We start from the raw sequence: 24,508 nt of genomic DNA, 5'->3' as shown, positions 1-24,508 counted from the left end.
TTATCTCATGCAATTCGTCCAGCGAAGGGTATTAAATAATCCCCATTTCCTTACCGACTTTCTCATAGGTCGCAATCGCTTGATCAAGCATTTCTTTTGTATGTGCTGCAGTCGGCATATTGCGAACCCGTCCTGTTCCTTGAGGTACGGTTGGGAAAACAATCGCTTTTGCATATACTCCCTCTTCATTTAATCGTTTGCTAAATTGCTGCGTAAGAGCTTCGTCGCCAATAATACATGGTGTAATCGGTGTTTCACTGTTACCGATATTAAAGCCTAATCCCTTTAAGCCTTTTTTCAGGTAATCTCCATTTTCCCAAAGCTTTTTATTAAGCTCGTTACTTTCCATTAAGATTTCAATGGAACGTTTACTTGCTGCTACATCTGCTGGTGTGAGTGATGTAGAGAATAGGAACGGGCGGCTGCGGACCTTTAACCAATCAATTAAATTTTTCTTCCCTGCTACATATCCGCCTACTACACCAATCGCTTTTGATAGCGTACCGATTTGGAAATCGATTTTATCAGACAAGCCGAAATGCTTAACTGTACCGGCACCATCACCAAGGACACCTGATCCATGTGCATCGTCTACATATGTAATAAGATCGAATTCTTCAGCAATTTTTACGATTTCAGGTAATAATGCAATGTCCCCGTCCATGGAGAATACACCATCGGTAATAACCATGATTTTATTGTATTGACCTGATTCCTTCGCTTCCTTGGCCTTTCTTCGTAAATCTTCCATATCAGAATGATTAACGCGGATAATCTTTGCTTTGGATAAGCGGCAGCCATCAATAATAGAAGCGTGGTTTAATTCGTCAGATAAAATCGCATCATTTTTATCCATTACCGCAGAAATCGCGGCCATATTACAATTAAAGCCTGATTGATAAGCGATTGCTGCTTCTGTATGTTTGAATTCGGCTAATTTTTCTTCTAATTCTACGTGAAGTTTTAATGTACCGTTAATGGTACGAACTGCGCCGGCACCAACACCGTAAGTTTCAATGGCATCCTTAGCTGCTTGCTTCAAACGTTCATCGGTTGCTAACCCTAAATAGTTATTTGATGAAAGATTAACTAACTGTTTACCATTTATTGTAATCATTGGACCATTTGGACTTTCTAATGGATCGATGACATTATATAGACCCTTACCTTTTAGATCTTCTAGGTTTTCGTTTAAAAATCGCTCCAAAATAGTACTGGACACTTTTTATTCCCCCTTATTGTCGCTTTTAGAAAAACAATTGTCCGCCTGAGAAGGACATCATAATACTTGATGAATACCCTTAGTTAAAGGCTTTCTTTACTATACTTTATCACACTTTTTTGGAAATGTTCACCCCAAAAAGACATTCGTAATAAAAATTTTTTTTGCATTTTTAGGTTATCCATTTTAAAAACATGTTATTTTTCAAATGAGGCAAAAAAGGTATAATGAAGAACATACATTGTTTAAGAACAGGAAGGATGTAATACGTGGAATCAATTTCATCATTACTTTACACAATTATTGTCGGAGGCATTTTTGTCTTTATTTTTATTTACCTTTACGATTTGCTGTTTGGTGAAAAGCAAGATAAACAAATACGTAAGATTCACAAATACTATCGTAATGAAAATGTCCAAAAGGTCGAAATGCTGGAGCACCAGCCGAAAAAATTCACTCTCTATCAAGTGAAAACAGCTAAGGAAACAAAACGAGTGAAAATAAAGCCTGGCTATAAAGTAATTAAAATGGTGGCAAAGAAAAAAGAACCTTCCCGTTGATTAGTGGGATAGGTTCTTTTTGATTGTTAGCCAATCACCTGTATTATTTTACAGTTAATCTGTTTACTTTGGCTGCAGTTTGGTTCACTTTATTTAAAGCTTCTTGATATTCTCCTTCTAATCGCTGAATGATTTCTCCAGCAGATTCAATCTTATCAATCGCACCTACTCCATGCCCTGCGCTCCAAATATCACGCCACGCTTTCGCTTCTGGTTTACCGTGCATATTATCAAAATCCACCTTCTCCTTTTTAACCAACTGAGCGGGATCAAGTCCTGCTTTTTGGATACTCGGAATGAGCATATTTGCTCTGACCCCAGAAAAGGCATCGGTTAGGATGATATCCTCCTGGTTAGAATTCACAAGCATTTCCCTATAATCATCATTTGCCATACTTTCTGTAGCTACGATAAATCTTGTACCCATATAAGCTAAGTCAGCACCAGCTGCCTGTGCGGCTAATATGCCCTTCCCTGTTGAAATCGCACCAGCAAGGACAATAATGCCGTCCCAAAAAGTACGGACCATATCAACAAACGCAAAGCTATTAATTTGTCCAGCATGGCCGCCAGCACCGCTTGCAACTAGTATTAGTCCGTCAACACCGGTTTCTGCAGCCTTACGGGCAAATTTTAAATCGCTAACATCTGAGAAAACTAATCCCCCATATTCATGGACAATGTCTACTACGTGTTTCGGACTACCTAATGAAGTGATTACCAATTGGGGTTTGTGCTTTTTGATTAACTCTAATTCGTCCTGAAGACGGCTATAGGTGCTATGTACAACCATATTCATCGCCCAAGGAGCAATTTTACGTTCAGGCTCTGCTGCCCTGGCTTTTTCTAATTCTTCATTCAACTGACCCATCCATTGATCCAGTACCTCAATCGGTCTTGCGTTTGGAGCTGGAAATGACCCAATAACACCATTTAAGCAGCAATTTTTCACTAGTTCAGGACCCGATACTAAAAACATCGGTGCAGAAATTACAGGTAGCCTCAGCTGATTCCACCAATTTTCAGGGATTGTTTTTTGCATGGTCGACTCTCCTTTGATTTAGAATTTTCTGAATAAACTTCCTGTTTCAATAGTAACTGAAAATGAATGGTTATTCAATCATAGAATAAGACCTTTTAGAATAATAAATAAAGCGCTTTCACAACACGAACAATACATCCTTAAAAAAATCTATCGTTCGTCTTTTGCTTAAAAAACCATTGCTTTCCTTTTCCACGATGGTTATAATGAAAATAAATTTATAAGGTTTCACTCATATAATCGCAGGAATATGGCCTGCAAGTTTCTACCGGATTGCCGTTAACAATCCGACTATGAGTGGGTAATGCTAACGGCGTTATTTCGCGTCCATACATTTGGTTTATTAAGCCCGAATGTCATTGCCTCACTCAAATTTGATGTGAGCAATGGCGTTTGGGCTTTTTATTTTTTCATAGGGGGATAAACATGAGATTACTAGAAGAAAAGATTAAAAAGGATGGCAGAGTCATTAATGACAATGTATTAAAGGTGGATTCGTTCTTAAATCACCAAATTGATCCTCAATTAATGAATGAAATTGGAAAAGAATTTGCTAGAAAGTTTTCAGCAGAAAGAATTACAAAGATCGTTACGATTGAGTCTTCTGGGATTGCCCCCGCTGTGATGGCTGGTTTATATATGAATGTTCCCGTTATTTTCGCTCGAAAAAGAAAATCCGTTACGTTAACGGATGACCTTCTGACAGCAAGTGTCCATTCTTTTACTAAAAATGAAACAAACGAGCTTGCCATTGCAGGCAAGTATCTTAATGAAAACGATAAAGTTCTCATTATTGATGACTTCCTTGCTAACGGTGAAGCTGCTCTTGCATTAGTCAAAATGGTTAAACAAGCGAATGCTTCCGTTGCTGGTATTGGTATTGTGATTGAAAAATCCTTCCAGCCTGGCGCTCAGAAATTAAAAGAGTTAGGATTACGGGTTGAGTCATTAGCTAGAATCGCGTCTCTATCAGATGGAGAAGTAACGTTTAAACGTAAAAAAATGGAGGAGTTAGTCTAATGAAACAACATCCGTTCAAAATCGCATCTTTAGGTATTCAACATGTATTGGCTATGTATGCAGGAGCTGTCATCGTCCCACTTATTGTCGGAGGTGCATTGAACCTTACTGGAGAGCAATTAACCTATTTAGTTTCGATTGATATTTTAATGTGCGGAATCGCGACAATATTACAAGTTTGGCAGAATCGCTTTTTTGGAATTGGCTTGCCAATTGTATTAGGCTGTACGTTTACTGCGGTAGGTCCAATGATAGCAATTGGCGGAGAATACGGTGTTTCAGCTATTTACGGTTCGATTTTAGTCTCTGGTTTAATTGTTGTCTTAATTGCCAGTTTCTTTAGTAAGTTAATTAAATTCTTCCCGCCTGTTGTTACGGGATCAGTTGTTACGATTATTGGTATTACCCTTATTCCGGTTGCGATGAATAATATCGCTGGAGGACAAGGTAGTCCAGATTTTGGAAGTCTTTCAAACATCAGTTTAGCTTTCGGAACTTTATTATTCATCATACTTCTCTATCGTTTTACAAAAGGATTTATTCGTTCTGTTGCGATTCTTCTAGGTCTTGCGGGTGGAACAATTGTAGCCGCATTAATGGGTAAGGTAAACTTTGCAGCAGTTGGTGAAGCCTCTTGGTTCCATATGGTAAAACCTTTTTATTTCGGTACTCCTACCTTTGAATGGACACCGATTATCACAATGACACTCGTTGCGATTGTTAGTTTAGTAGAATCTACAGGTGTCTACTTTGCTCTAAGTGATATTACGGGAAGAAAGTTAAAGGAAAGTGATTTAGCAAAAGGTTATCGTGCAGAAGGACTTGCGATTATGTTAGGTGCCTTGTTCAATGCATTCCCATATACCACTTATTCTCAAAACGTTGGGCTTTTGCAGCTGTCTGGTGTCAAAACAAAAAATGTCATTTACACGATGGGTACAATGTTGATTATTTTGGGATTCGTTCCTAAAATTGGGGCTTTAACTACCGTGATTCCTACTCCTGTTTTAGGCGGAGCAATGGTAGCCATGTTTGGAATGGTTATCGCTTATGGAATTAAAATGTTAAGTAAAGTAGAATTTGCTTCACAGGAAAATCTCTTAATTATTGCTTGTTCAGTGGGCATGGGTCTTGGAGTTACCGCGGTTCCAGATTTATTTGCGCAGCTCCCTGAAAGTGTAAAAATCCTTACTAATAATGGGATTGTTGCAGGAAGCTTGACTGCCATTTTCTTAAACATTGTATTTAATGTTGCTAGACCAGCAAAGCAAAGTCAAACGACAAATCCAAACAGTCAAGGTGCTGTTTTATAGTAATGTAAGAAAGCTGCCAGGTTTAATGGCAGCTTTTTTACTCATTAAGACCTGTTCTGTTTACACTAAAGTCTAGGTTTACATTGACATTAGCTTCTTTAAACATTTTGTACCATTTTTCATCGGTAAGCTTTGAGTGCCTTACTGAACTTCGATATGTTTCTCCCAGTCCAAATATATCCGAGTCCTTTGTTTGGCAATATGTAATGAGTTTCTCGATCTCTTTTGTCATGCTCTTCGTAATCTCCTTCTCGATTAGTTTTATATTTTCTGGATTACCAAGATCAATTTCACTAGTAATTTCAAGCAGCCTAGCATTAAGTTTAATATTTATATCAAATTCCACTTTTTCTTTGTTTATTAGCTTAATATCACTACTGCTGACAATTGAATCTATAGAGGCAGCCGTTTTGTCAAGCTGACGGTTCCTGGGCTTTAATTTCGAACTTTTAATCTCGATATCCTTGTTTCCGCCTTTAAATTTGTCAATGATTAGGTTTAAATAAAAGCTTTGGTCAGCACTTATTTTTCCAACTAATTTACTGCCTTTAAACAAACCTACTCCTGAAAAACCAATTCCTTCCTTACCTTCTTTTTTTAAAATGGGCAAAATTGGTTCTCTGCCAACCGAGTAATGGTTATGTAAAACTTCTTGCAGGGTAGCTGACGGCATCATTTTTTCTTTTGTGTTTTGATCGATAAGCCGGAAAAGGTGTATTCCGATATCAGGAATATGTTTTGCTTTTACATGTAAAATATTACGCGCTGTCCCATCTGCCATTGCCAAGTACGTCATATCACTTATGGATGGGTCATTTGTCAACGTTTGAGCTATCCCTGTGTTTCCTTGTTTAAGTAAATCTTCACCGTATATCATTACACGAAGCTGTCCCGAGGAAAGCCTTTTAGAGGACTTTTTATTTGCATTGTTACGAATTCCCCTTATTGAAAATGCCTCAGTCTCTAAAATAACAACATCTTGGGGTGATGTAGGATCAATCATTAATTCAACCATTGTTCCCAAAATACTGCCATCCTTTGCAATATCAAGTCCATAAGTAGTTATAAGGCCAACTTCTTCAAGAATTCTAGGTTGTGCACAGCCACACAGCAACAAAAAGGAAAATGTCCAAAACCAAAAACATCCTTTTTTCATTATTATTTCTCCTTAAGGGATGTCATTTTTTTCTTTATCAAAGCCAAAATGAAAAGTATAAATGGATAACAAAACGTAATATAAAAAGCCATACTGTCAAAAAGGTCGTTAAATTGATTGATTTTAGAACGTGAATTCAAAAACAAACTGCCTATAAAAATGGCAAACGAAAAAATCCAGATGAGACCTTTCCTTTGTTTTTCAAAAGTGCGTCTTACCCCGCGTACAGCGGCCCACAAATATAGCATAAGATTCGGGAGGATGATGAGCAGCCAATAAGAAACGGCTACATACTCTGTTCTCTCGATAAAAGGTAGTTTTACGATTTTAAATAAGGAAAGAGTTGGCCAAATCGTATTTTCTAATTGACCAGGACTAAAATAGGTAATGGATATGAGTATAACGATTAAATACAAGAGATTCGTACCGGCAATTCCTAGATGAGCAAACTTTGTAACTTTCTCTCTTTCCTTTAAGAAAGGGTAAACAACATAAAGAATTTCAAAACCTATTACGGTGAGAGTCATTTTATGTGTCCCCTTGAGAATGGATATAATACTTGATTCCATCACGGGAAGAAGATGGTGAAAGTCAGCAAAACGTAAAGGAAAGCCGATGAAACCCAACATCCAGACTGAAAGAATAATGCTGAAAAAACACGCACCCACGATTACCCTTAATCCGCCTGTAACTCCATATAAAACTAATAATAGGATAGAGATTGAAAATATCCATGTAGGTACGTTTGGAAAAACCCATGTTTGCATAACCTCAATATAGTTTATTAAAACAATCAAAAATATCCATAAGCAATAAAGGATATATAAACTATTAACAATCTTTCCAATCCATTTTCCATACACTTCAGTATGGAGGCCATATATATCTGTCGGCCCATACAGTTGCAACGTTTTAATCATCACCATTACGACAATATGAGTGAATAAGCCTGCTAAAACAACAGAAATCCATGCATCTTGCTTAGCTTCAAAAAATATTAACCTTTGGAACCCCTGTATTCCTATCCCAACTTGTATCGAATGAATAATAAAAAATAGGATAAAGGTACTCAAAATATATGGAGGATTTGGTTGATATTGAACTTTCATATAGTCACCCACTACCTAAGGTCAATGATGTTTTTTTGCCTTTACTGGGTCATATTTATATTCGTCTTCAGCCCTAGTTAAGTCCGGTCTTTTGTTAGTGAAGGATAATGGCAGTCGAATGATACTGTCCTTCCAGTCTGCAAAACGCGGAGGATAAAATGGCGCTAGATAAGGACTGCCCAGACTGGATTGTCTTAACAGGTGCAGGAGTAAAAAGCAAAAGCCGTACATCATTCCATAATATCCCCAGCATCCAGCCAGTATGATTAGGGGAAAACGAACAATACGAATTACATTACCCATTGTATAACTTGGAGTTACGAACGAGCCAAGAGCTCCTAAGGATATGATGATAATAAGGATGTTACTCGTGAAACCTGCTTCTACAGCTGCGGTTCCGATTACGATACCGCCAACGATCCCCATCGTTTGACCTACCTTTGTCGGCAGACGTGCACCCGCTTCTCGTAATAATTCCATAATAAATTCTAATAATAGAGCTTCTATTATCGGAGGAAATGGTACCTTCGCCCGTGACTCAGTAAGTGTAAACAATAAAGTTTGTGGGATGACCTCATAGTGATAGGTTAAGGACGCAACATACAGAGCAGTAAAGAAAACGGAAAGGAATAAGGCAATGAATCTTAATAATCGCCAGAATGTCGCAATCTGCCAATTTACATTACTATCCTCCATACTTTGAAAAAATTCCATAAAGGATTGAGGACCAACAATAGCCAACGAGCTTCCATCCACAAAAACTGCCAGTTTTCCCTTTAGCAGCCAATCTGATACACGATCGGGTCGTTCCGTTAAAGCCAATTGTGGAAATATGGTTAATGAGTTTTCAGCAAGGAGCTGTTCCAACACAGAACTGTCAAGTATTCCATCAATTTTTATATCTTGAATCCTTTTTCGAAGGTTGCCAACCATTTGTTCAGAAACAATACCGTTAATGTAGACAATAGAAACTAATTTATTTGTTCGAGATCCTACCTGTAAATTTTCAATGCACAAAGATGTATCCTTAATATAATTTCTTACAAGGGTGATATTGGTCATTAAGCTTTCAGTAAATGCCACCTGTGGTCCAATGACCTGAGATTCATTTTGAGCATACGAAATGGACCGTCCAACTCTAGAAGGGATTTTGGCTAATAGAACGGCTGAATTCCCCTCTAAGTAAATTATTACATTTCCGTCTAAAGCAGCTTGGACTGCCTTTTCCATCTGATTTGACTTTTCAATCTCACCAATTGACAAATGCTCCATAATTTTTTGGATAGAATCGAAAGGTATATCTTTTAGCGGATCAATAATATCTCTATGAAGCATGGTTTTGTCTATCAATGTCCCTACGGAGAATAAGGTAATCCCTGATATTCCGATTTGATTCTCTAAAACGTCTGCGCTATCCTGCAGTCTTTTTTTAAATTCAAAGGACATTTTTTCTCTTGTCTCTGGAATAGGATCCATGTTCTTATGGTGTAATTTACCATTAGGTGAAAATAGCTTCTTAAAGAACAATTTCAGCACCCTCTTCCACAATAAACATTTGCTTAAAGTATTATTTACCAACTAAACCTCTTTATACCATCCTCCCTTTTATTGCAAAAAAAAAGCGTGCTTTGTTAGCATCGCTCAGGGAAACGCATGATTTGCTCATTTTCAGAGTCCATCCCAGATTCGGGGCTTGTGTTGCTTTCGCCAGAGCCACCGATCGTTTTGGTAATAGAGATGGGTGAAATGTAAACAGCACCGCCAAAGTTAACAATCCCGCCAGAAACTGTCCCAATTGAAACATTATTATGGTTCGTTACCAAAGTAACCCCTCCTTGGTGTTACTACTATGGTATGTACGGGTCGGATTAGGGTTCAAGAAAAAAGACAGAGCCTCGAGAAAAGGCTCTGTCTTTTTTGAATATAATCGTTCTTAAAAAAACGATTTAAACAGTTCTTGTTGATCGTTGCATTCCTTGCAGATATACTCGATTTCCAACGGGTCTTCTCTCACCATATGTACCGTTTCTCTGCCGCAGTTTTCACAAAATTTAACTTCTTGGATTTCTTCCATGAAATAAGCACCTCGTTTTCTGAATTCATAAGAATTAGTATGTCCAAGAAAATGGCGCTTTTATCAGCGATTAATATGGTTTCCTTGCTCGAGCTTTAAAAGCTGCTCCTTCATTTCCAATCCGCCGCGAAACCCGGTAAGTTTCCCGTTCTTCCCAATTACACGATGACAAGGTACTGTTAAGAGAACGGGATTTGCTCCAATTGCAGCACCAACGGCGCGGACTGCTGATGGTCTTTCAATCACAGTCGCAATATCTGAATATGTACATGTTTCTCCGTAAGGAATTTTACAAAGTGCATTCCACACATCTGTCTGAAATTTGGTTCCCTTTAATTCTTGGGGGATGCTAAACGAATTCCTTTTACCTTGAAAAAATTCTTTAAATTCATCTACGTATCGCTGCATTACGGTAAGATCCTGCACCAATTGGCTGCCGGGGTAATGTTTTTTTACCCAAATCTCCATCTCCTCAAAGGGCTTATCCTGAGAGCCAACGTAACAAAGACCATTAGAAGTTGCTGCCATAAAGAGTTTCCAATTATCATAAACCAACTGTGTCCAATATAGTATTTGTTTCATCATCAAACCCCCGCCATAATTATCTGTTCTTCATCAGTATACCTGTTAACAGAAACAGATTTAAGTCTTTCAGAATGAAAAAACAAGAAATTCGGTTTCCATCGTGTTATAACTTTAATTAGTACTTTAATAACGGAGGTTTTCATCATTATGCAATCTCGGGAAGAAAATGGGAATGTACTGAAACTATCCTTACCCAAAGAGTTCAACTTTAAAGAAAATATAAATTACCTTTCAAGGAGTAGTAATGAATGCCTTTTTCACATCCATCATGATCGTATTTACAAGGCTATTCCGATAGGAGGAGAAACACCACTTATTGAGGTTAGTTCTGTAGATGAAAACCATTTACTCATACGTTTTTTAGGTGAAAGTAAGTCAACTAGCCAAATAATCCGAGATGATGTCGCCCGCTATGTCAGAGAGTGGTTCGATTTAGACAGGGATTTGAAATCGTTTTATTCTATGGCAAAGGTAGATCCTCTGCTGGGACCAGCTGTTGAATCTTTTTATGGTTTGCGGATTATTGGTATTCCTGATTTGTTTGAAGCACTTTGCTGGGGCATTTTAGGACAACAAATCAACCTCTCTTTTGCCTACACCTTAAAAAGACGTTTTGTCGAACAATTTGGTCGAAGTGTGTTGTATGACGGTCTCACCTATTGGATCTTCCCTTCCCCTGAAGATATTGCAGGATTAGCTGTCGAGGAATTGGAAAGCTTGCGCATGACGAAAAAGAAATCTGAATATCTCATTGGAGTTGCACAACTAATGCTTGATGGGAAATTATCAAAAGATATGCTGCTTGAAATAGGAGATTATAAACGTGCTGAGAAAATGCTAGTTAAAATACGAGGTATCGGTCCCTGGACGGCTAATTATGTATTAATGCGCTGTTTACGATATCCCTCTGCTTTCCCTATTGATGATGTGGGTCTGCAGAATGCGATTAAACACCGACTAGGTAGAGAAAAGAAACCACCCAAAGACGAAATTATGAAATTAGCAGTAAATTGGACGAATTGGGAGTCCTACGCAACCTTCTATTTGTGGAGATTTCTTTACTGAAACGTATAGTTTTACATTATATGAAAAAACTAGGAGAAACGATCGACGTAAGGAGTATTTATCCTATGAAGACCATAAAGCCAATAAAGATTACCTCCAAGCTTACGGATCAACCAGTCGAAAAATTAACATCAGCTGAAATGGGTAAACTTTGGGCTGTATATATGGGCAATACTATGTCCAAATGTGTACTTAGTTATTATCTCCAGCATGTGAATGACAAAGATATAAAAGAAATCCTGAAAAATGCTTTAAATCTTAGTAACGAATTTCTACGAGACATTAAAAAGATATTTGATAGCGAGAATTTCCCCATTCCGATTGGTTTTACGGAGGATGACGTCAATTTAGGAGCTCCTAGATTATTTGCAGATGAATTTAATCTTCATTATTTGAAATATGCTGCGAAAGCTGGCTTAAGTCTCTACTCTACTGCGATCCCATTAATGCTTAGACAAGATGTAAGGAATTTTATTTTAAAGTGTAATCAATTAACCACTGATTTGTTAGTAACCCTTAATGATACCTTAAAAGAAAAGGGATTTTTAACGAGACCACCTGTGATTCCTGTCCCAGAAAAGGTTGAATTTGTACAAAAGGAAAGTTATTTTAATGGTTTTTTAGGTCATGTCCGTCCTTTGCATGGTCTCGAGATTGCTCATTTATATGATAATATGGAAAACAACTCCACCAGCAAAGTGTTATTAATGGCCTTTGGCCAGGTGGCTAAAAATGAAAAAGTTAAAAATTTTATGCATCGTGGTAAAGAAATTACAATGAAACATATTGAAGCATATAGACACCAGTTAAATAACGAAGATTTACCTGCACATCCATTGTTGGATGACTTAGTAGAAAACTCCACATTTGCCCCATTTTCAGATAAATTAATGCTGTTTCATAAAATTGATATGTTCAGCATGAAAATCAGGTCCTATGCGAATGCTTTATCCCTTAACGGGCGGCATGATATAGGTGCAATGTACAGTAAGTTTTTATTAGATATAGGGCTATATGTGCAGGATGGTGCCAAAATCTTTATAGATGAAGGATGGATGGAAAAACCGCCGCAGGCAGTGGACCGAGATTCCATGTCTTCGACTAAATAATATTTAAAAAAGAATGAGCTGCCGGCTCATTCTTTTTTAAATATTATTTTGACCAAAGTTCAATCCATCTTCCTTCTGGATCTGCAATCCAAGTAAATGTCCCAAACTCACTCTTCTCCGTTTCCTTAAGTAAAGGAACTCCAAGTTTTTTGAGATGATTTAAACATTCATTCATATCTTCAACCTGAAAATTTAACATCACTTGCTGCTCTTTTGGAAAATAATCACTGTCCTCTTTAAAAAGAGAAAAGATGGTTTCATTACCTTCTTGAGAAGGAAAAATGGTACCACTCCACTCGTTATCCAATGCTAATCCTAATACCTCACTATACCATTTTTTTAGTTCATTGATGTTTCTAGACCTCCAAAAGACACCGCCAAAACCAATTACATTCATCCACTCACCTCCACTATCTTCTTACCTAATAAATTCTATTTTTATTCCTCTTGTCCTTTATTTTTATAGAGATTTTGTTTTGAATGTCGAAGAATGGTCACAAAAAATCAACGCATAAAGAAACGTCAAGCTCACTCATTATGTGCCGGAGATTTCCTTATTAACAAGGGATTGTTACTATTTACCTATTACTTTTCTATCGGTAATTTAGATTAATGTCCATTCGTTTAATAGATAAAATGAATTTAATAGAATGATACGATTCTTTATAATCAAAGGGGCAAGGTACTAACTACTTTGTGTAGTTACATAATTAATGAGGTGAATACACTTATGAAGAAATGGTTAACAGGTATTATTTTATTCATGCTTGTTTTTTCATTAGCAGCTTGTGGGCAAACTGAAGATAAAGCAAATGGCGAAAAAGAAGGAAATAAACAAACTAAATCAGAGGAAGTTTTCAAAATTGGTGCAATTCCCGATCAAAATGCCGCTTTCCTACAATCCGGTATGGAAGCAGTTGCTAAGCAATTAAGTGAAGAAACTGGAATGAAGGTTGAATTTGTCCCTTCTGTTGATTATTCAGCTTTAGTAACAGGGTTTCAACGTGGAGAAATTCATTTAGCATGGTTTGGAGGATTAACAAGTGTACAGGCGAGAAATCTTGTACCAGACGCCGAATCCATTGTACAACGACCACGTGACGCAGAATTTAAATCCGTATTTATTACTCAAGAGGGCTCAGGTATTAATACATTAGCTGATTTAAAAGGAAAATCATTCACATTTGGCAGTGAAAGCTCTACATCAGGACATTTAATGCCGCGTTATTTCTTAAATGAAGAAGGCATTGACCCTAACACTGATTTTAATGGAAAACCTAACTTCTCGGGATCCCATGATACAACTTATAAGCTAATCGAATCGGGTTCCTTCCAAGCCGGTGCGTTAAATATTTCTGTTTGGGAAGCAGCTGTAAAAGAAGGTAAAGTAGATACGAGCAAAGTGAAAGTTTTCTACACTACACCAGATTATTATGATTATAACTGGACCATCAATAGCAATGTAGAAGAGGTATTTGGCAGTGATGCTAAGCAAAAGGTTAAAGACTCCCTTCTTTCCATGCCAGGCGATTCAAAAGAAATTACTGACTTGTTCCAAACCGACAAGTTTATTGAAACAAAAAATGATAACTATGAAAAGATTGAAAAAGTTGCGAAAGAATTAGAGATTATAAAGTAGTAGGTGTTGGAACATGTCTTCAAAAACGATAATTGAAGCAAAAAACATATCAAAACATTTTGAGCGGAAGATAGCCTTATCTTCCCTTTCTTTTTCTATTAAACAAGGTGAATTGGTGGCCTTGATTGGTCCGAGCGGCGCTGGAAAAACGACTTTGTTGAATTCCATTGCGGGTCTTGTTCCTCTTCAAAGTGGTGAGCTTCTAATAGATAATCTGCCTCTCAAGGATTACAAACGAGGAAAGATGTTTGCAAAGAAAATTGGTGTCATACGCCAGCAATTCGATTTAATTGGTCCTTTGGCAGTTATTCATAATGTTCTTGCCGGCAAATTATCAGAGTGGGGATTAATCAAATCTTTATTTTCACTCCTTTTCCCTCAAGAAAAAGAATCAGCGATTACGGCACTTGAAAGTGTCGGACTTGGAGATAAACCCTACGAAATAACGGCGACATTGTCAGGCGGTGAACAACAGCGGGTGGCAATGGCAAGGTTAATGGTACAAAATCCAGAGATCATTCTAGCGGATGAACCCGTTGCCTCTCTTGACCCTGCTCGAGCGGACGATGTACTTTCCATACTGACAAAAATTGTTTCAGAGAAAAATCAAACGTTAGTGGCTAGTCTGCATTCAGTGGAATACGCACGAAAGTATTTTACAAGAATCATTTCTCTCAAAAATGGCGAAATATTTTTTGATTTGCCAACAGAAAAAGTAAGTGATGAGCTGTTGACTGAGCTTTATCAGCTTAAGGAGAATGATTAGTATGATGAAGCTAATCTCTTCCCTTCAATTGCATAAGAGATTCATTCTTACTTTACTGTTGCTGGCAGTTTTCCTATGGAGTCTTACCTCTATTCATTGGAACAGAGAGCTGTTCCATGCAGGCGGTATTCCAACAATGCTGCAGATTTTTGAAGGACTTATCCAGCCTAATTTGGCACCAAGCATACTTTTAGCCGGGTTGGAATCAGCATGGATTACATTAGCTTATGCAGTAGCGGGGATGTCGCTGGCAATTGTTTATGCTTTTATTGTTGGTGTCCTTGCATCTGGAACGTTAACGACTAGCAAATTCTCGCGCTTTATTTCAAAGGTGTTTTTTAGGGGAATACTTGGTTTTACTCGTTCCATTCATGAATTAATATGGGCATGGCTTTTTGTGGCAGCAGTTGGATTATCTCCTTATGCTGCAATCCTTGCACTTGCGATTCCTTATGGTGGTATTCTAGGTCGCATTTTTGCAGATATGCTAAATGATGTACCCGTAGAGCCGATCATCGCCTTAAAGGCAGCAGGTTCCTCTCGGCTTCAAACATTAGTTTATGGTTACCTCCCGTTGGTTTGGGCAGATTTTATCAGTTATACAATGTACCGGTTTGAATGTGCCATTCGTTCATCCGCCATTATGAGTTTTGTTGGCTTAGGCGGACTAGGTTTTCAAATTCAATTGGCACTCTCGGATTTAAAATACGATGCGGTTTGGACTTTTGTCCTCTTCTTAATTGCTCTTGTGATATTTGTTGATGGCTGGAGTCATCTTGTTCGTAAGGGATTAACCGATCATAAAAGAAAAAGTGTCTTTGCTTCTGGCTGGATGTCAGTGCTTTTTGCTACATTGTTAATAATGGGTTCTTGGATGTATATTACGTATGGTGAAAATGCTAGATTGTATGAGCTGTTTTCTGAGAAAAATATGGAATATGCTAAAAAGTTCTTCGGCGGTCTGCTGGGAATCAATCAGGAGAATCCAGCTTTCCTTGATGGAGAAAGCTGGGCAAATGCACTCAAGCTTACGTTAGAAACACTTGAAATGAGCATAATGGCCATTGGTTTTTCTACGATTGTCGCTTTCATTACAGTAATTCCTGCAGCACGGAATATTGCGAATGGAAATCTTACATTAAAAAAGAGATGGTATAATTGGCCGTTATTCGCTTTTATCCGTCTTCTTTATATTTTTTCAAGGTCTGTTCCAGAGTTAGTCTGGGCGATGATGATTATCTTTATTTTTAAACCTGGAATCTTACCTGGCGCTTTAGCCCTAGCCCTTCACAACTTTGGAATTCTTGGGAAGCTTTGGGCAGAGGTTGTTGAAGATATGGACCCTCGTTCAATCAGAAACCTAGCAGCTTCAGGTGCTTCGAAAATTGAAATCCTTTTTTACGGAATTCTACCCATTGTCCTGCCAAGATTTCTTACCTATATTCTATATAGATGGGAAGTTATTATGAGAACGACTATCGTAGTTGGATTTGTAGGTGCAGGTGGTCTGGGGATGGACTTTAAGCTTGCGATGAGTTATTTTAACTATACACAAATTACGTTACTATTATTGTGTTACATGATTCTTGTCCTTATAGCAGACTTTGCATCAGAAACAACTCGTAAAGCTGTTAAATAAAGAGCACATGTCCCTTTTGACTTGTGCTCTTTTTTATCTATACCAACCTGCTATAACCCTGCTAGCAGATGATAGAACCCATGCTATCCTATTGCTAGGGATTAATCGGGTGACATCCTTAGATCTTAGAAATTTATTTTAAATAATAATTTGAAATGCTTGTATTAGATTCATGTTTTCTATTATCCTAAGCATAGCGCCAAAATTTGTAGTACTTTTTACATAATGTTCAGATCATTTAGGAGTTGGAGTTATTTGGAAACAAAAAAGGCTTTACCTATTTTATTTTTAGTTATGTTCCTTGTCATGATAGGCTTTGGTATTATTATTCCTGTTCTCCCATTTTATGCAGAAGAAATGGGTGCATCCCCAACGCAATTAGGCTTATTAATGGCTGTTTATTCGCTGATGCAGCTTATCTTTGCACCAGTTTGGGGGAAATTATCAGACCGTATCGGTCGTAAGCCGATTATGATGATTGGTATTGCTGGATTATCATTATCCTTCTTTATCCAAGCAATGGCTACTGAACTTTGGATGTTGTTCGCGGCACGAATTATCGGAGGAGTCCTTTCTTCAGCCAATATGCCGACTGCGATGGCCTATGTCGCCGATGTTACCACTCCTGAAAACCGTGGGAAAGGAATGGGGATTGTAGGAGCAGCAGTGGGACTAGGATTTGTATTTGGTCCTGCGATTGGCGGTATATTTTCAAAATCAAGTATGAGTATGCCATTTTACCTAGCAGGTGCCTTTTCCTTGATAACCTTAGTTATCATTTTCTTTTTCTTGAAGGAATCCTTACAAAAAGATAATAATGCAGCGAATCAAAACAAAGCTGAATCTAGATGGAAGGCATTTACTGGACCGGCGTCCGTATTGTTTTTATTACAGTTGCTAATTTCTCTTTCTTTATCAGGCTTAGAGGCTACATTTGCCTACTTTGCAGCGCAAAAAGCAGGCTTAGGTGCTACTCAGCTAGGCTATATATTCATGATTATGGGATTTGCTGGAGCATTGGTACAGGGCGGTATGGTTGGCAGATTAACAAAGAAATATGGTGAAGGAAAAGTTATTCAAGGAGGAATCATTGTATCTGCAATTGGTTTCGGATTAATCCTGTTAGTTGATAGTTTTTCAACTGCAGCTATCTTTTTATCAATCTTTGGGATTGGAAATGGCGTCATTCGTCCTAGTGTCTCTTCCCTGCTGACGAAAACTACTGACGCAGGACATGGAAGTGCAACCGGATTGCTTTCTTCCTTTGACTCGTTAGGCAGAATTATTGGTCCTCCTCTTGGAGGATGGCTGTTCTCCCTTTCAATCGGATTACCTTATATATCTGGAGCCATCATTTCAGTTATGGCCTTGGTACTATATCAATTTTACCGGACAAAATCTCTAGTGGTTAAAACAAACTAGCATATGTGAAAAGGACATGCATAAGATAGGTTACGAGGATGTACTTGTAAAAAGGAGTCGAGATGAATGAAACTAGCCTCTCATTTCACGACGTTTTTATTCCTGTGTCTCATTGTTGCACTTGTAGCCTATCTTGATTCGCCGTATTCATTTATCCATAGCAAATATTCCTACTCGACAATCAGTGAACCTGCTGCGGCACAACCGGTAGACGTAGAACCGCCGACAGATGTGCCAGTGTTGGAATATAGGCTCGATGATATAAAAAAAATGAACGGTTATTTCGTGGAAATCTATCAGGAATATGAAGTCTATTACGACGAAGCAGGAAAAGTGGTAAAAAGAGAACCAACATCTAAGACAGAGAGTGTCCGATATTGGGAAGAAGATCGTAAAATTGAACCTTAAAAGCTGTCGAGTATCATCGACAGCTTTTCTTTTGTGTTTCTGGCAATTAATTGATGAACTAATTGGCAGTATATTTATTAATCCTTACTCAAAGTTTATTGAGTGAGCCTTATAATAAATGCTGGAATAAAGCCGTTATATAGGATAGTCCTTTTATACTGAATGATTTAACCCAACTTGCTTTACCTGGTTTTAAGTTTGGGTCCTCTATATACGATTCATCCTTTGCTACCTTTAAGCTCTTTTTAAAATAATGATTCATTTCCTTTTCGAGATTTTCGGTAAATTCCACACTATCAATGACGACCATGGACTCTGTATTTAAAAACGTCGATCTGGAATCCATATTAAATGCTCCAATGGCACTCAATCGATCATCAAAGATAAATGTTTTGGCATGTATGGAGTCCGGCCCCTGATATTCCCATATATTCACACCCTTTTTTACCATCCCGTTAATATGTTTAATATGTCCTGAATAGGCCACTACATTGGCCGACGCTGCTAACGAGTTCGTTAAAATTATTATCTTTTCTGGAGGTACTTGTAACGTATCCATATAAGGAAGCATCGGTTTCGTTGGAATAACATACGGGCTTTGAATGACTAAGGACTTTTTCGAATTCTTCATGAGATTTGTTAAATCATACCAAGCCCAAGGTTCTTTATTAAATCTCTGTATAGGATTATGAATGAAGGTGATTTTTTTTGTAGGAAGGGACATTTTTACCCAATCATAATAATTATTGAATATTTTTTTATCCGTTTTTCTCAAATTCTCTAGTTTATGTTTTAATTGTTGATTGGCTTTTTTTGCTTTCTTTTGTTGGCGTGAGGATAGCTTTTCAAAAGGAACCTTTGTAAATGGATGGTCCCAGACTTGATTAAAGTAGCCTTCCATTTGATTCAAAACACTGCCTTCCTTTGTCTTAGGATCCGTATTAATGATTAGAACATCTCGGTCATTCGTAGGGGATTTTTCACCTTCTTGTATAAAATAACGATTCCCGATATTTCTGCCGCCGATAACTGCATACATATTATCGATAATAAGTAATTTATCATGGAATCGATTATTCCATGTCCAAGGCAGTAAAGGATTTAATGGTTCATAATATTTAATTTCGATATTTGGATGATTGATTAAGGCGTATTGAACATCTTTTAAACTAAATCTAAGACCATGGAAAATTCCATCCAAAAGGATCCTTACCTTTACGCCACGATCGGCCGCATCCAATATCATTCCAAATAATAAATCGGTAATATATCCTTTTTTAATGGCATAATAGGCGACATCAATAGACTCCTGTGCATTTTGCATTAAGTTAACACGGGCAAGACCTGAAAACATTTTTTCTTCCAGTAGAATCACGCGATCCTGTGACGCCTCATTTCCATAGAATCTCTCCACTTTATGCTGTTCCTTAAAGGTGCTGCTAACCTGCGGATGTTTATCTTTAAAAATAACAATGCCGAATATGGTAATATAGATTAAATAAAAAATGAGAATAATCATAACCGCTCTCCCCTGTGAAGCCATGATAAATGTTAATAGTTTGTTCAACATTTTTTATATTATGAAATAACAAGGGAATAAATAATTATGGAGAAATCACCTAATTCTCCAAATTCATATTATTCCTATTTGGTCATTTTCCGTTCCTATGGCAAATATTACCTTAGTGAGGGGGATCTTCTCTTGAAACATAAAACATACTGCCATAAACGGCATTTTTTGATTGCAGAATACATTTCTTTTGTAATCCCTATTAATGAAATATAATAAAACTTGAACACGGAACTAGTGTTCGATTATAATGGTTTTATCACCTTTGTTTATTCTCCATACGTGTATATCAAGAATAACTGTGAAAATAACAAACCTATTTGTTAAAGGAGACTGGAATAATGATTAAACCTTATTTAATGTTTAACAGAGAATGCGACGAGGCTTTTAAACTGTATCAAAAAGCTTTTAATGGAGAAATGGTTGCTATTCAAAAATATGGGGATATGCCTCCGAGTCCAGACTTCCCTGTCGCTGAGGATGATAAAAACCTTGTTTTACATGCAGAATTAAAAATAACAGAAACGGGGTATATCTTGGGTTCTGATTATAGGCAGGATTTACAAAACGATGGAAAAGTATGTATCAGTGTGGAGCTTAATTCTGAGGAAAGTGCAATAAAAGCATGGAATCTACTAAAGGATAACGGTACTGTTCATATGGATCTTCAACCAACATTCTTTGCTAAGCTTCATGGTTCCGTGAAGGACAAATTTGGGGTTACTTGGATGTTTACAGTAAGGTAAGAAACAAAATTTATCTGAAATTAAGAGGCTTCCCGCTTATTGGGAAGCCCTTTATTATTTGTCTTTGATTTTGAGAAGTCTTAAACCATTTAGGGTAACAATCAGCGTAGCGCCCATATCTGCAAATATGGCAATCCAAAGGGTCAGCCAGCCTGGGATTACTAACAACAATGCGACAAGTTTAATTCCTAAGGAGAAAGTTATGTTCTGCTTAATGATATTTAAGGCTTTTCTACTGAGTTTTAGTGTGAATGGCAGTTTTCCTAAGTCATCTGCCATTAATGCTATATCTGCAGTCTCCAGTGCCGTATCCGTACCAGCTCCTCCCATTGCTATACCAACAGTAGAGGCGGCCAATGCCGGTGCGTCATTCACACCGTCCCCGATCATAGCCACACGGTCATATTTGCTTCTTAAGTCTTTAATGAAGGCTAGTTTATCCTGCGGGAGTAACTCAGCTTTAATATTTGAAACCCCTACTTGTTTTCCAATGGCAATTGCAGTCCCTTTATTATCCCCTGTTAGTATAATCGTTTCTTGAATGCCTAACGAGTGGAGTTTTTGGATGACTGATTTACTAATGCCTCTTACCTCATCCGCAACCGCAAGGATTCCTGCAATTTCTGTTTCCGTTCCAGCGATCATCACCGTTTTACCTTCGTTTTGAAGTTCAGTAATCGTTGTCTTTATATTCATAGGAATTCTTTTATTTAGGATTTCTTCGAACAAATTTGGACTTCCGATATAATAAATTTTATCGTTTACTGTTCCTTTTATCCCTTTACCTGTAATCGATGAAAAATCTTGTATTACAATCTCTTTATAAGGTAAAAGTTCCTGCTCAGCTTTTTTCAGGATGGCTGATGCCAATGGGTGCTGAGAACCATTCTCTAAGGCAGCGATAATCGTAAATAGTCCATTTGCGTCTGTATTTGCTTGCGGTAAATAATCTGTCACTGCCGGAATACCTTTCGTTAGGGTTCCTGTTTTATCAAAAGCGATGGCTTTGATGGCGCCCATTTCTTCTAAATGAATTCCGCCTTTAATTAACACTCCATTTCGAGCGGCATTTCCGATTGCGGTTACGATTGCAACAGGAGTGGAAATGACGAGCGCACAAGGACATCCTACCACTAGAGCGGCTAAGCCTTGGTAGATCCATTTCTCCCAATCTCCACCAAAGAACAATGGTGGTACAACAGCCACACCTAACGCGATGAGCATAATGATGGGGGTGTAATACTTTGCAAATCGGTCAACAAATGCTTGAGATGGTGCTCTTTCCGCTTGAGCTTCTTCTACCAGATGAATGATTTTCGCGATTGTAGTGTCGTCGACATGTTTGGTGACTCGTACTTCAATTAAACCTTCTTCATTTAAGGTCCCAGCAAATACCTCATCTTTCACCGTTTTCTCGACGGGTACGGATTCACCTGTAATTGCTGCCTGATTCACTGTTGATAATCCCTTAACAACAATGCCGTCCATAGCTATTTTTTGCCCTGGTTTTACAATTAGTGTGTCACCAATTTGAATATCATCTACTTCAACTGTTAACTCCTTATTTCCTCTTCGGATTAAGGCTTCCTTTGGAGCGATATCCATGAGAGATCGGATTGAATGGCGCGCCTTGTCCATGGAATAAGATTCAAGTGCTTCACTGATCGCAAACAGAATGACAACTGTAGCCCCTTCTCCCCATTCTCCAATAATCGCGGCACCAATCACGGCAATGGTCATCAAGGTTTTCATATCAAATTCCAACTGGAGTAGATTCTTTATTCCGGTTTTAAATAATCGGTACCCGCCTATTAAAATAGACGCACCATAGGCTAGAATGGAAGGGATACTCTCTTCCCCATACGTTTGCGCTGAAAACCATCCTATAAGTAAGAAAAGAACTGATACGATAACAGTTGAATGTTTTTGTACAAAAGGTACTTTCTTTTCTTCAACTTTTTGTTTTTCAGGTACTACTTTTATATTTTCAAAGGCACCTGCTTTTTCTATTTCTTCTATCGTTGTCTGACCATAAACGGTTAGTTTTGCAGCACCAAAATTTACACTTGCATCAGAAACACCATCCAGGTGTTTAACGTTCTTTTCGAACTTTGTAGCACAGCCTGCTCAGGTGAATCCTTGTACACGATAAACCGTTTTTTCATTTGCTTTACCTAACGCATTACTCATGAGCTTCCCCTCCATTCAATGAGCTGAGGCGAGTCGAATCATGGTTCATCCGATTTCCCTTCTCATTCAAACGTTCATTTGACTATTAGTATATACAATTGTGTTTCCAATGGTCAAACAATTGTTTGAATGTTTAATAAAAAAACGCTGAATTCGTTCAGCGTTTTCTCAAATAGTGTTAACAACAGGAGTTATTTTTAATTTCAAGCTCAGTTGGTTGTGTATTACAGCAGGAAGCAGTAGTGACCAAAGCTTCTACATCACCTTTTGTATAGAAGAATTCCCATTCGTTCCCGTCAGGATCTGTAACCCAAAATTTATCTTGGGCTGCATAACAACATGTAACGTCCATCTCTTCTCGTGCAAAAAATCCTAATTTTTCTAAGCGATTTTTATGTTGAAGGACATCTTCATGAGTTTCAACTTGAAATCCAAAATGACCTACCTGATTACCCGAGACTTCATCTTTTAAATTTAAAGTAAAATTAAGACCAGGATCATCGAGTAAGAATTTGGCATAGTCTGACTTTACTTTTACTGGTTCTCTATTAAATACTTTTGTGTAAAACTCTATCGACTTATTTAAATTAGTTACATTAATACCAACATGCATTTTCATGCTAACCCCTCCATTTTACTAATTTTAGGCGTAAGAAGATATCTGATCATTTTTACTACTAGAAATATTACTCTCAACAGGTGCACTCGCAGCAAGGCTTTATGGATAGATTTGAATGAACATTGATTTCTTTATGGTCGTTTATTTCGGTCCCATTATTGTAATATTTCCAGGTATTTTGCACATTTCTTTCTGTTTCTTCCTTACGTAATTTCATCAAGCTATATACGGTATACTCATTAAACATACTGGATTCCTCCTAAATCAATAATATTGATGTATTAATCAAAAAAAATTGATATATAGTTTAAAAAAATTAACAAGAGGGTTTAAACACACAACATAGTTCGTGTGATAACAAATGGTTGAGTTCTTCTTGATTTAGTTCATAATAACTCCATGTTCCGCGTGTTTCTTTTGTAATAATGTTAGCCTCTAATAAGATCTTTAAATGGTAAGATAGCTTTGGCTGGGCCATATCAACCAGTGGAGCGAGATCGCAAACACACATTGCACCTTTTTGAGTTAAAATATTCATGATCTGTAATCTCTTTTTATCAGCAATCGCTTTAAATTTCAACTCATATTTTTCAAAGAATGAATCAATTGAAATGTCTTGTAATTGTATTTCGTCTGTCACTTTTTTCACCCTCTTTTTAAATCAAATAATCTTGATGTATTTATCATATATCCAATATTTTCATATGTCAATTACTAAAATCAAAAAAAGTTGATTTATTATTTTTAATGGAAGTAAAAAAAAGGTAATCAGTGCTTAAGACTAATTACCTCATTCCCATAGTTAATAAACGTTTTATTTCCCAGTATCAGCAAACGTTTTAATGCGGTCTCCGATTTCATCACGGACGCGTTGGAAAAATGACCATTTTTCTTCCTCTGTCCCTTCTGCTTTTGCTGGGTCGTCAAATCCCCAATGAACTCGTTTCACATGTGGTGGTGTTACCGGGCAATGATCTGCCGCATGTCCACATAAAGTTACCACTAAATCTGCGGTATTAAGTATACCTGGATCAATTACATCAGATGTTTGCATAGATATATCGATGCCTGCTTCACCCATAGCTTTTACTGCGTTAGGGTTTAACCCGTGAGCTTCAAGACCAGCACTTTTTACTTCCCATTCATCACTTAAATGTTTTTTAGCCCAGCCTTCTGCCATTTGGCTTCGGCAAGAGTTCCCGGTACATAAGAAATAAATTGTCTTTTTGTTTTTCACGTTGATTTTCCACCTTT

At 37.5% G+C, this 24,508-nt stretch carries 25 protein-coding genes and 1 riboswitch; of the genes, 11 read left to right on the top strand and 14 right to left on the bottom strand.

What is annotated here, in order from left to right; genetic code table 11:
• Positions 1 to 31: 31 nt before the first annotated feature.
• Entirely contained in the window at positions 32 to 1,222 is a 1,191-nt protein-coding gene (locus QFZ31_RS04305) for a glycine C-acetyltransferase (RefSeq protein WP_307301184.1), read from the bottom strand.
• Positions 1,223 to 1,491: 269 nt separating this feature from the next.
• Here QFZ31_RS04305 and QFZ31_RS04300 point away from each other — a divergent pair, with 269 nt between their 5' ends.
• Positions 1,492 to 1,782 (top strand): hypothetical protein, encoded by a 291-nt coding sequence (locus QFZ31_RS04300; protein WP_179595550.1) that lies wholly within the window; start codon positions 1,492 to 1,494, stop codon positions 1,780 to 1,782.
• A gap of 43 nt (positions 1,783 to 1,825) precedes the next feature.
• Here QFZ31_RS04300 and QFZ31_RS04295 read toward each other — a convergent pair whose 3' ends face one another.
• The gene (locus QFZ31_RS04295; protein WP_307301180.1) at positions 1,826 to 2,824 is read right to left on the bottom strand and encodes an NAD(P)H-dependent flavin oxidoreductase; all 999 of its coding nucleotides are present in this window, start codon (positions 2,822 to 2,824) and stop codon (positions 1,826 to 1,828) included.
• Positions 2,825 to 3,036: 212 nt separating this feature from the next.
• A riboswitch (purine riboswitch) is annotated at positions 3,037 to 3,138 on the top strand.
• A 112-nt stretch (positions 3,139 to 3,250) separates the two neighbouring features.
• Between QFZ31_RS04295 and QFZ31_RS04290 the strand changes: the two genes are divergently transcribed.
• Both QFZ31_RS04290 and QFZ31_RS04285 read left to right on the top strand, forming a co-directional pair.
• A complete protein-coding gene (locus QFZ31_RS04290; protein WP_307301178.1) occupies positions 3,251 to 3,844 on the top strand; it encodes a xanthine phosphoribosyltransferase in 594 nt (197 codons plus the stop codon).
• The gene (locus tag QFZ31_RS04285; RefSeq protein ID WP_307301176.1) at positions 3,844 to 5,157 is read left to right on the top strand and encodes a nucleobase:cation symporter-2 family protein; all 1,314 of its coding nucleotides are present in this window, start codon (positions 3,844 to 3,846) and stop codon (positions 5,155 to 5,157) included. Before QFZ31_RS04290 ends, QFZ31_RS04285 begins: the two co-directional genes overlap by 1 nt.
• A gap of 37 nt (positions 5,158 to 5,194) precedes the next feature.
• Here the strand turns inward: QFZ31_RS04285 and QFZ31_RS04280 are convergent, their stop codons facing one another.
• The 5 genes from QFZ31_RS04280 to QFZ31_RS04260 form a co-directional block, all read right to left on the bottom strand.
• Positions 5,195 to 6,313: a Ger(x)C family spore germination protein gene (locus QFZ31_RS04280; RefSeq protein ID WP_307301174.1), complete on the bottom strand. Its 1,119-nt coding sequence runs from the start codon at positions 6,311 to 6,313 to the stop codon at positions 5,195 to 5,197.
• A gap of 2 nt (positions 6,314 to 6,315) precedes the next feature.
• Positions 6,316 to 7,422 carry a GerAB/ArcD/ProY family transporter gene (locus QFZ31_RS04275; RefSeq protein WP_307301172.1) on the bottom strand — a complete coding sequence of 369 codons (1,107 nt, stop codon included), beginning with the start codon at positions 7,420 to 7,422 and terminating at the stop codon, positions 6,316 to 6,318.
• 21 nt (positions 7,423 to 7,443) lie between these two features.
• Positions 7,444 to 8,949 carry a spore germination protein gene (locus tag QFZ31_RS04270; protein ID WP_307301171.1) on the bottom strand — a complete coding sequence of 502 codons (1,506 nt, stop codon included), beginning with the start codon at positions 8,947 to 8,949 and terminating at the stop codon, positions 7,444 to 7,446.
• A gap of 104 nt (positions 8,950 to 9,053) precedes the next feature.
• The gene (locus QFZ31_RS04265) at positions 9,054 to 9,245 is read right to left on the bottom strand and encodes a spore germination protein (protein WP_307301170.1); all 192 of its coding nucleotides are present in this window, start codon (positions 9,243 to 9,245) and stop codon (positions 9,054 to 9,056) included.
• 314 nt (positions 9,246 to 9,559) lie between these two features.
• Positions 9,560 to 10,078 carry a methylated-DNA--[protein]-cysteine S-methyltransferase gene (locus tag QFZ31_RS04260; RefSeq protein ID WP_307301168.1) on the bottom strand — a complete coding sequence of 173 codons (519 nt, stop codon included), beginning with the start codon at positions 10,076 to 10,078 and terminating at the stop codon, positions 9,560 to 9,562.
• Between the two features lie 150 nt (positions 10,079 to 10,228).
• Between QFZ31_RS04260 and QFZ31_RS04255 the strand changes: the two genes are divergently transcribed.
• Positions 10,229 to 11,146, top strand: a complete 918-nt coding sequence (locus tag QFZ31_RS04255) for a DNA-3-methyladenine glycosylase 2 (protein ID WP_307301166.1) — start codon at positions 10,229 to 10,231, stop codon at positions 11,144 to 11,146.
• 65 nt (positions 11,147 to 11,211) lie between these two features.
• A complete protein-coding gene (locus QFZ31_RS04250) occupies positions 11,212 to 12,255 on the top strand; it encodes a DUF3231 family protein (RefSeq protein WP_307301165.1) in 1,044 nt (347 codons plus the stop codon).
• 43 nt (positions 12,256 to 12,298) lie between these two features.
• Here QFZ31_RS04250 and QFZ31_RS04245 read toward each other — a convergent pair whose 3' ends face one another.
• Entirely contained in the window at positions 12,299 to 12,652 is a 354-nt protein-coding gene (locus QFZ31_RS04245) for a VOC family protein (RefSeq protein WP_307301163.1), read from the bottom strand.
• A gap of 333 nt (positions 12,653 to 12,985) precedes the next feature.
• On the opposite strand from QFZ31_RS04245, the gene QFZ31_RS04240 reads away from it, so the two are divergent.
• The 5 genes from QFZ31_RS04240 (at position 12,986) to QFZ31_RS04220 (ending at position 18,129) form a co-directional block, all read left to right on the top strand.
• Complete coding sequence (locus QFZ31_RS04240) at positions 12,986 to 13,894, top strand: putative selenate ABC transporter substrate-binding protein (protein ID WP_307301162.1); 909 nt, start codon at positions 12,986 to 12,988, stop codon at positions 13,892 to 13,894.
• A gap of 13 nt (positions 13,895 to 13,907) precedes the next feature.
• Positions 13,908 to 14,660, top strand: coding sequence for a phosphonate ABC transporter ATP-binding protein (locus QFZ31_RS04235; RefSeq protein WP_307301161.1), 753 nt, complete (start codon positions 13,908 to 13,910; stop codon positions 14,658 to 14,660).
• A gap of 1 nt (position 14,661) precedes the next feature.
• Positions 14,662 to 16,299, top strand: coding sequence for a PhnE/PtxC family ABC transporter permease (locus tag QFZ31_RS04230; RefSeq protein ID WP_307301159.1), 1,638 nt, complete (start codon positions 14,662 to 14,664; stop codon positions 16,297 to 16,299).
• A 255-nt stretch (positions 16,300 to 16,554) separates the two neighbouring features.
• Positions 16,555 to 17,721, top strand: coding sequence for an MFS transporter (locus QFZ31_RS04225; RefSeq protein ID WP_307301158.1), 1,167 nt, complete (start codon positions 16,555 to 16,557; stop codon positions 17,719 to 17,721).
• A 66-nt stretch (positions 17,722 to 17,787) separates the two neighbouring features.
• The gene (locus QFZ31_RS04220) at positions 17,788 to 18,129 is read left to right on the top strand and encodes a hypothetical protein (RefSeq protein ID WP_179595535.1); all 342 of its coding nucleotides are present in this window, start codon (positions 17,788 to 17,790) and stop codon (positions 18,127 to 18,129) included.
• Between the two features lie 109 nt (positions 18,130 to 18,238).
• On the opposite strand, the gene QFZ31_RS04215 is transcribed toward QFZ31_RS04220, so the two are convergent.
• On the bottom strand, positions 18,239 to 19,648 hold the full coding sequence (locus QFZ31_RS04215) for a phospholipase D-like domain-containing protein (RefSeq protein WP_307301156.1): 1,410 nt from the start codon (positions 19,646 to 19,648) through the stop codon (positions 18,239 to 18,241).
• A 392-nt stretch (positions 19,649 to 20,040) separates the two neighbouring features.
• Between QFZ31_RS04215 and QFZ31_RS04210 the strand changes: the two genes are divergently transcribed.
• Positions 20,041 to 20,445: a VOC family protein gene (locus QFZ31_RS04210; protein ID WP_307301154.1), complete on the top strand. Its 405-nt coding sequence runs from the start codon at positions 20,041 to 20,043 to the stop codon at positions 20,443 to 20,445.
• A gap of 54 nt (positions 20,446 to 20,499) precedes the next feature.
• Here QFZ31_RS04210 and QFZ31_RS04205 read toward each other — a convergent pair whose 3' ends face one another.
• From QFZ31_RS04205 to arsC, 5 genes are all read right to left on the bottom strand, one after another.
• Positions 20,500 to 22,635, bottom strand: a complete 2,136-nt coding sequence (locus QFZ31_RS04205) for a heavy metal translocating P-type ATPase (protein ID WP_307301152.1) — start codon at positions 22,633 to 22,635, stop codon at positions 20,500 to 20,502.
• Positions 22,636 to 22,813: 178 nt separating this feature from the next.
• On the bottom strand, positions 22,814 to 23,254 hold the full coding sequence (locus QFZ31_RS04200) for an ArsI/CadI family heavy metal resistance metalloenzyme (protein WP_307301150.1): 441 nt from the start codon (positions 23,252 to 23,254) through the stop codon (positions 22,814 to 22,816).
• A 73-nt stretch (positions 23,255 to 23,327) separates the two neighbouring features.
• Positions 23,328 to 23,501, bottom strand: coding sequence for a hypothetical protein (locus tag QFZ31_RS04195; RefSeq protein WP_307301147.1), 174 nt, complete (start codon positions 23,499 to 23,501; stop codon positions 23,328 to 23,330).
• 69 nt (positions 23,502 to 23,570) lie between these two features.
• Positions 23,571 to 23,894, bottom strand: a complete 324-nt coding sequence (locus QFZ31_RS04190; RefSeq protein ID WP_307301146.1) for an ArsR/SmtB family transcription factor — start codon at positions 23,892 to 23,894, stop codon at positions 23,571 to 23,573.
• 174 nt (positions 23,895 to 24,068) lie between these two features.
• Positions 24,069 to 24,491, bottom strand: a complete 423-nt coding sequence (gene arsC, locus QFZ31_RS04185) for an arsenate reductase (thioredoxin) (RefSeq protein WP_307301144.1) — start codon at positions 24,489 to 24,491, stop codon at positions 24,069 to 24,071.
• Between the last annotated feature and the right edge of the window lie 17 nt (positions 24,492 to 24,508).

The organism is Neobacillus niacini (assembly GCF_030817595.1).
In the GTDB taxonomy this organism is placed as follows: domain Bacteria; phylum Bacillota; class Bacilli; order Bacillales; family Cytobacillaceae; genus Neobacillus; species Neobacillus niacini_G.
Note: the sequence above shows the minus strand (reverse complement) of the source record. Positions and strands in the feature narration are given on the sequence as shown.

Bases quoted from the DNA above. Each gene is read 5' to 3' on its own strand.
- QFZ31_RS04295 (WP_307301180.1), bottom strand. From the start codon at position 2,824: ATGCAAAAAACAATCCCTGAAAATTGGTGGAATCAGCTGAGGCTACCT.
- QFZ31_RS04290 (WP_307301178.1), top strand. From the start codon at position 3,251: ATGAGATTACTAGAAGAAAAGATTAAAAAGGATGGCAGAGTCATTAAT.
- QFZ31_RS04285 (WP_307301176.1), top strand. From the start codon at position 3,844: ATGAAACAACATCCGTTCAAAATCGCATCTTTAGGTATTCAACATGTA.
- QFZ31_RS04280 (WP_307301174.1), bottom strand. From the start codon at position 6,313: ATGAAAAAAGGATGTTTTTGGTTTTGGACATTTTCCTTTTTGTTGCTG.
- QFZ31_RS04275 (WP_307301172.1), bottom strand. From the start codon at position 7,422: ATGAAAGTTCAATATCAACCAAATCCTCCATATATTTTGAGTACCTTT.
- QFZ31_RS04260 (WP_307301168.1), bottom strand. From the start codon at position 10,078: ATGAAACAAATACTATATTGGACACAGTTGGTTTATGATAATTGGAAA.
- QFZ31_RS04255 (WP_307301166.1), top strand. From the start codon at position 10,229: ATGCAATCTCGGGAAGAAAATGGGAATGTACTGAAACTATCCTTACCC.
- QFZ31_RS04250 (WP_307301165.1), top strand. From the start codon at position 11,212: ATGAAGACCATAAAGCCAATAAAGATTACCTCCAAGCTTACGGATCAA.
- QFZ31_RS04245 (WP_307301163.1), bottom strand. From the start codon at position 12,652: ATGAATGTAATTGGTTTTGGCGGTGTCTTTTGGAGGTCTAGAAACATC.
- QFZ31_RS04240 (WP_307301162.1), top strand. From the start codon at position 12,986: ATGAAGAAATGGTTAACAGGTATTATTTTATTCATGCTTGTTTTTTCA.
- QFZ31_RS04235 (WP_307301161.1), top strand. From the start codon at position 13,908: ATGTCTTCAAAAACGATAATTGAAGCAAAAAACATATCAAAACATTTT.
- QFZ31_RS04230 (WP_307301159.1), top strand. From the start codon at position 14,662: ATGATGAAGCTAATCTCTTCCCTTCAATTGCATAAGAGATTCATTCTT.
- QFZ31_RS04220 (WP_179595535.1), top strand. From the start codon at position 17,788: ATGAAACTAGCCTCTCATTTCACGACGTTTTTATTCCTGTGTCTCATT.
- QFZ31_RS04215 (WP_307301156.1), bottom strand. From the start codon at position 19,648: ATGATTATTCTCATTTTTTATTTAATCTATATTACCATATTCGGCATT.
- QFZ31_RS04210 (WP_307301154.1), top strand. From the start codon at position 20,041: ATGATTAAACCTTATTTAATGTTTAACAGAGAATGCGACGAGGCTTTT.
- QFZ31_RS04200 (WP_307301150.1), bottom strand. From the start codon at position 23,254: ATGAAAATGCATGTTGGTATTAATGTAACTAATTTAAATAAGTCGATA.
- QFZ31_RS04195 (WP_307301147.1), bottom strand. From the start codon at position 23,501: ATGTTTAATGAGTATACCGTATATAGCTTGATGAAATTACGTAAGGAA.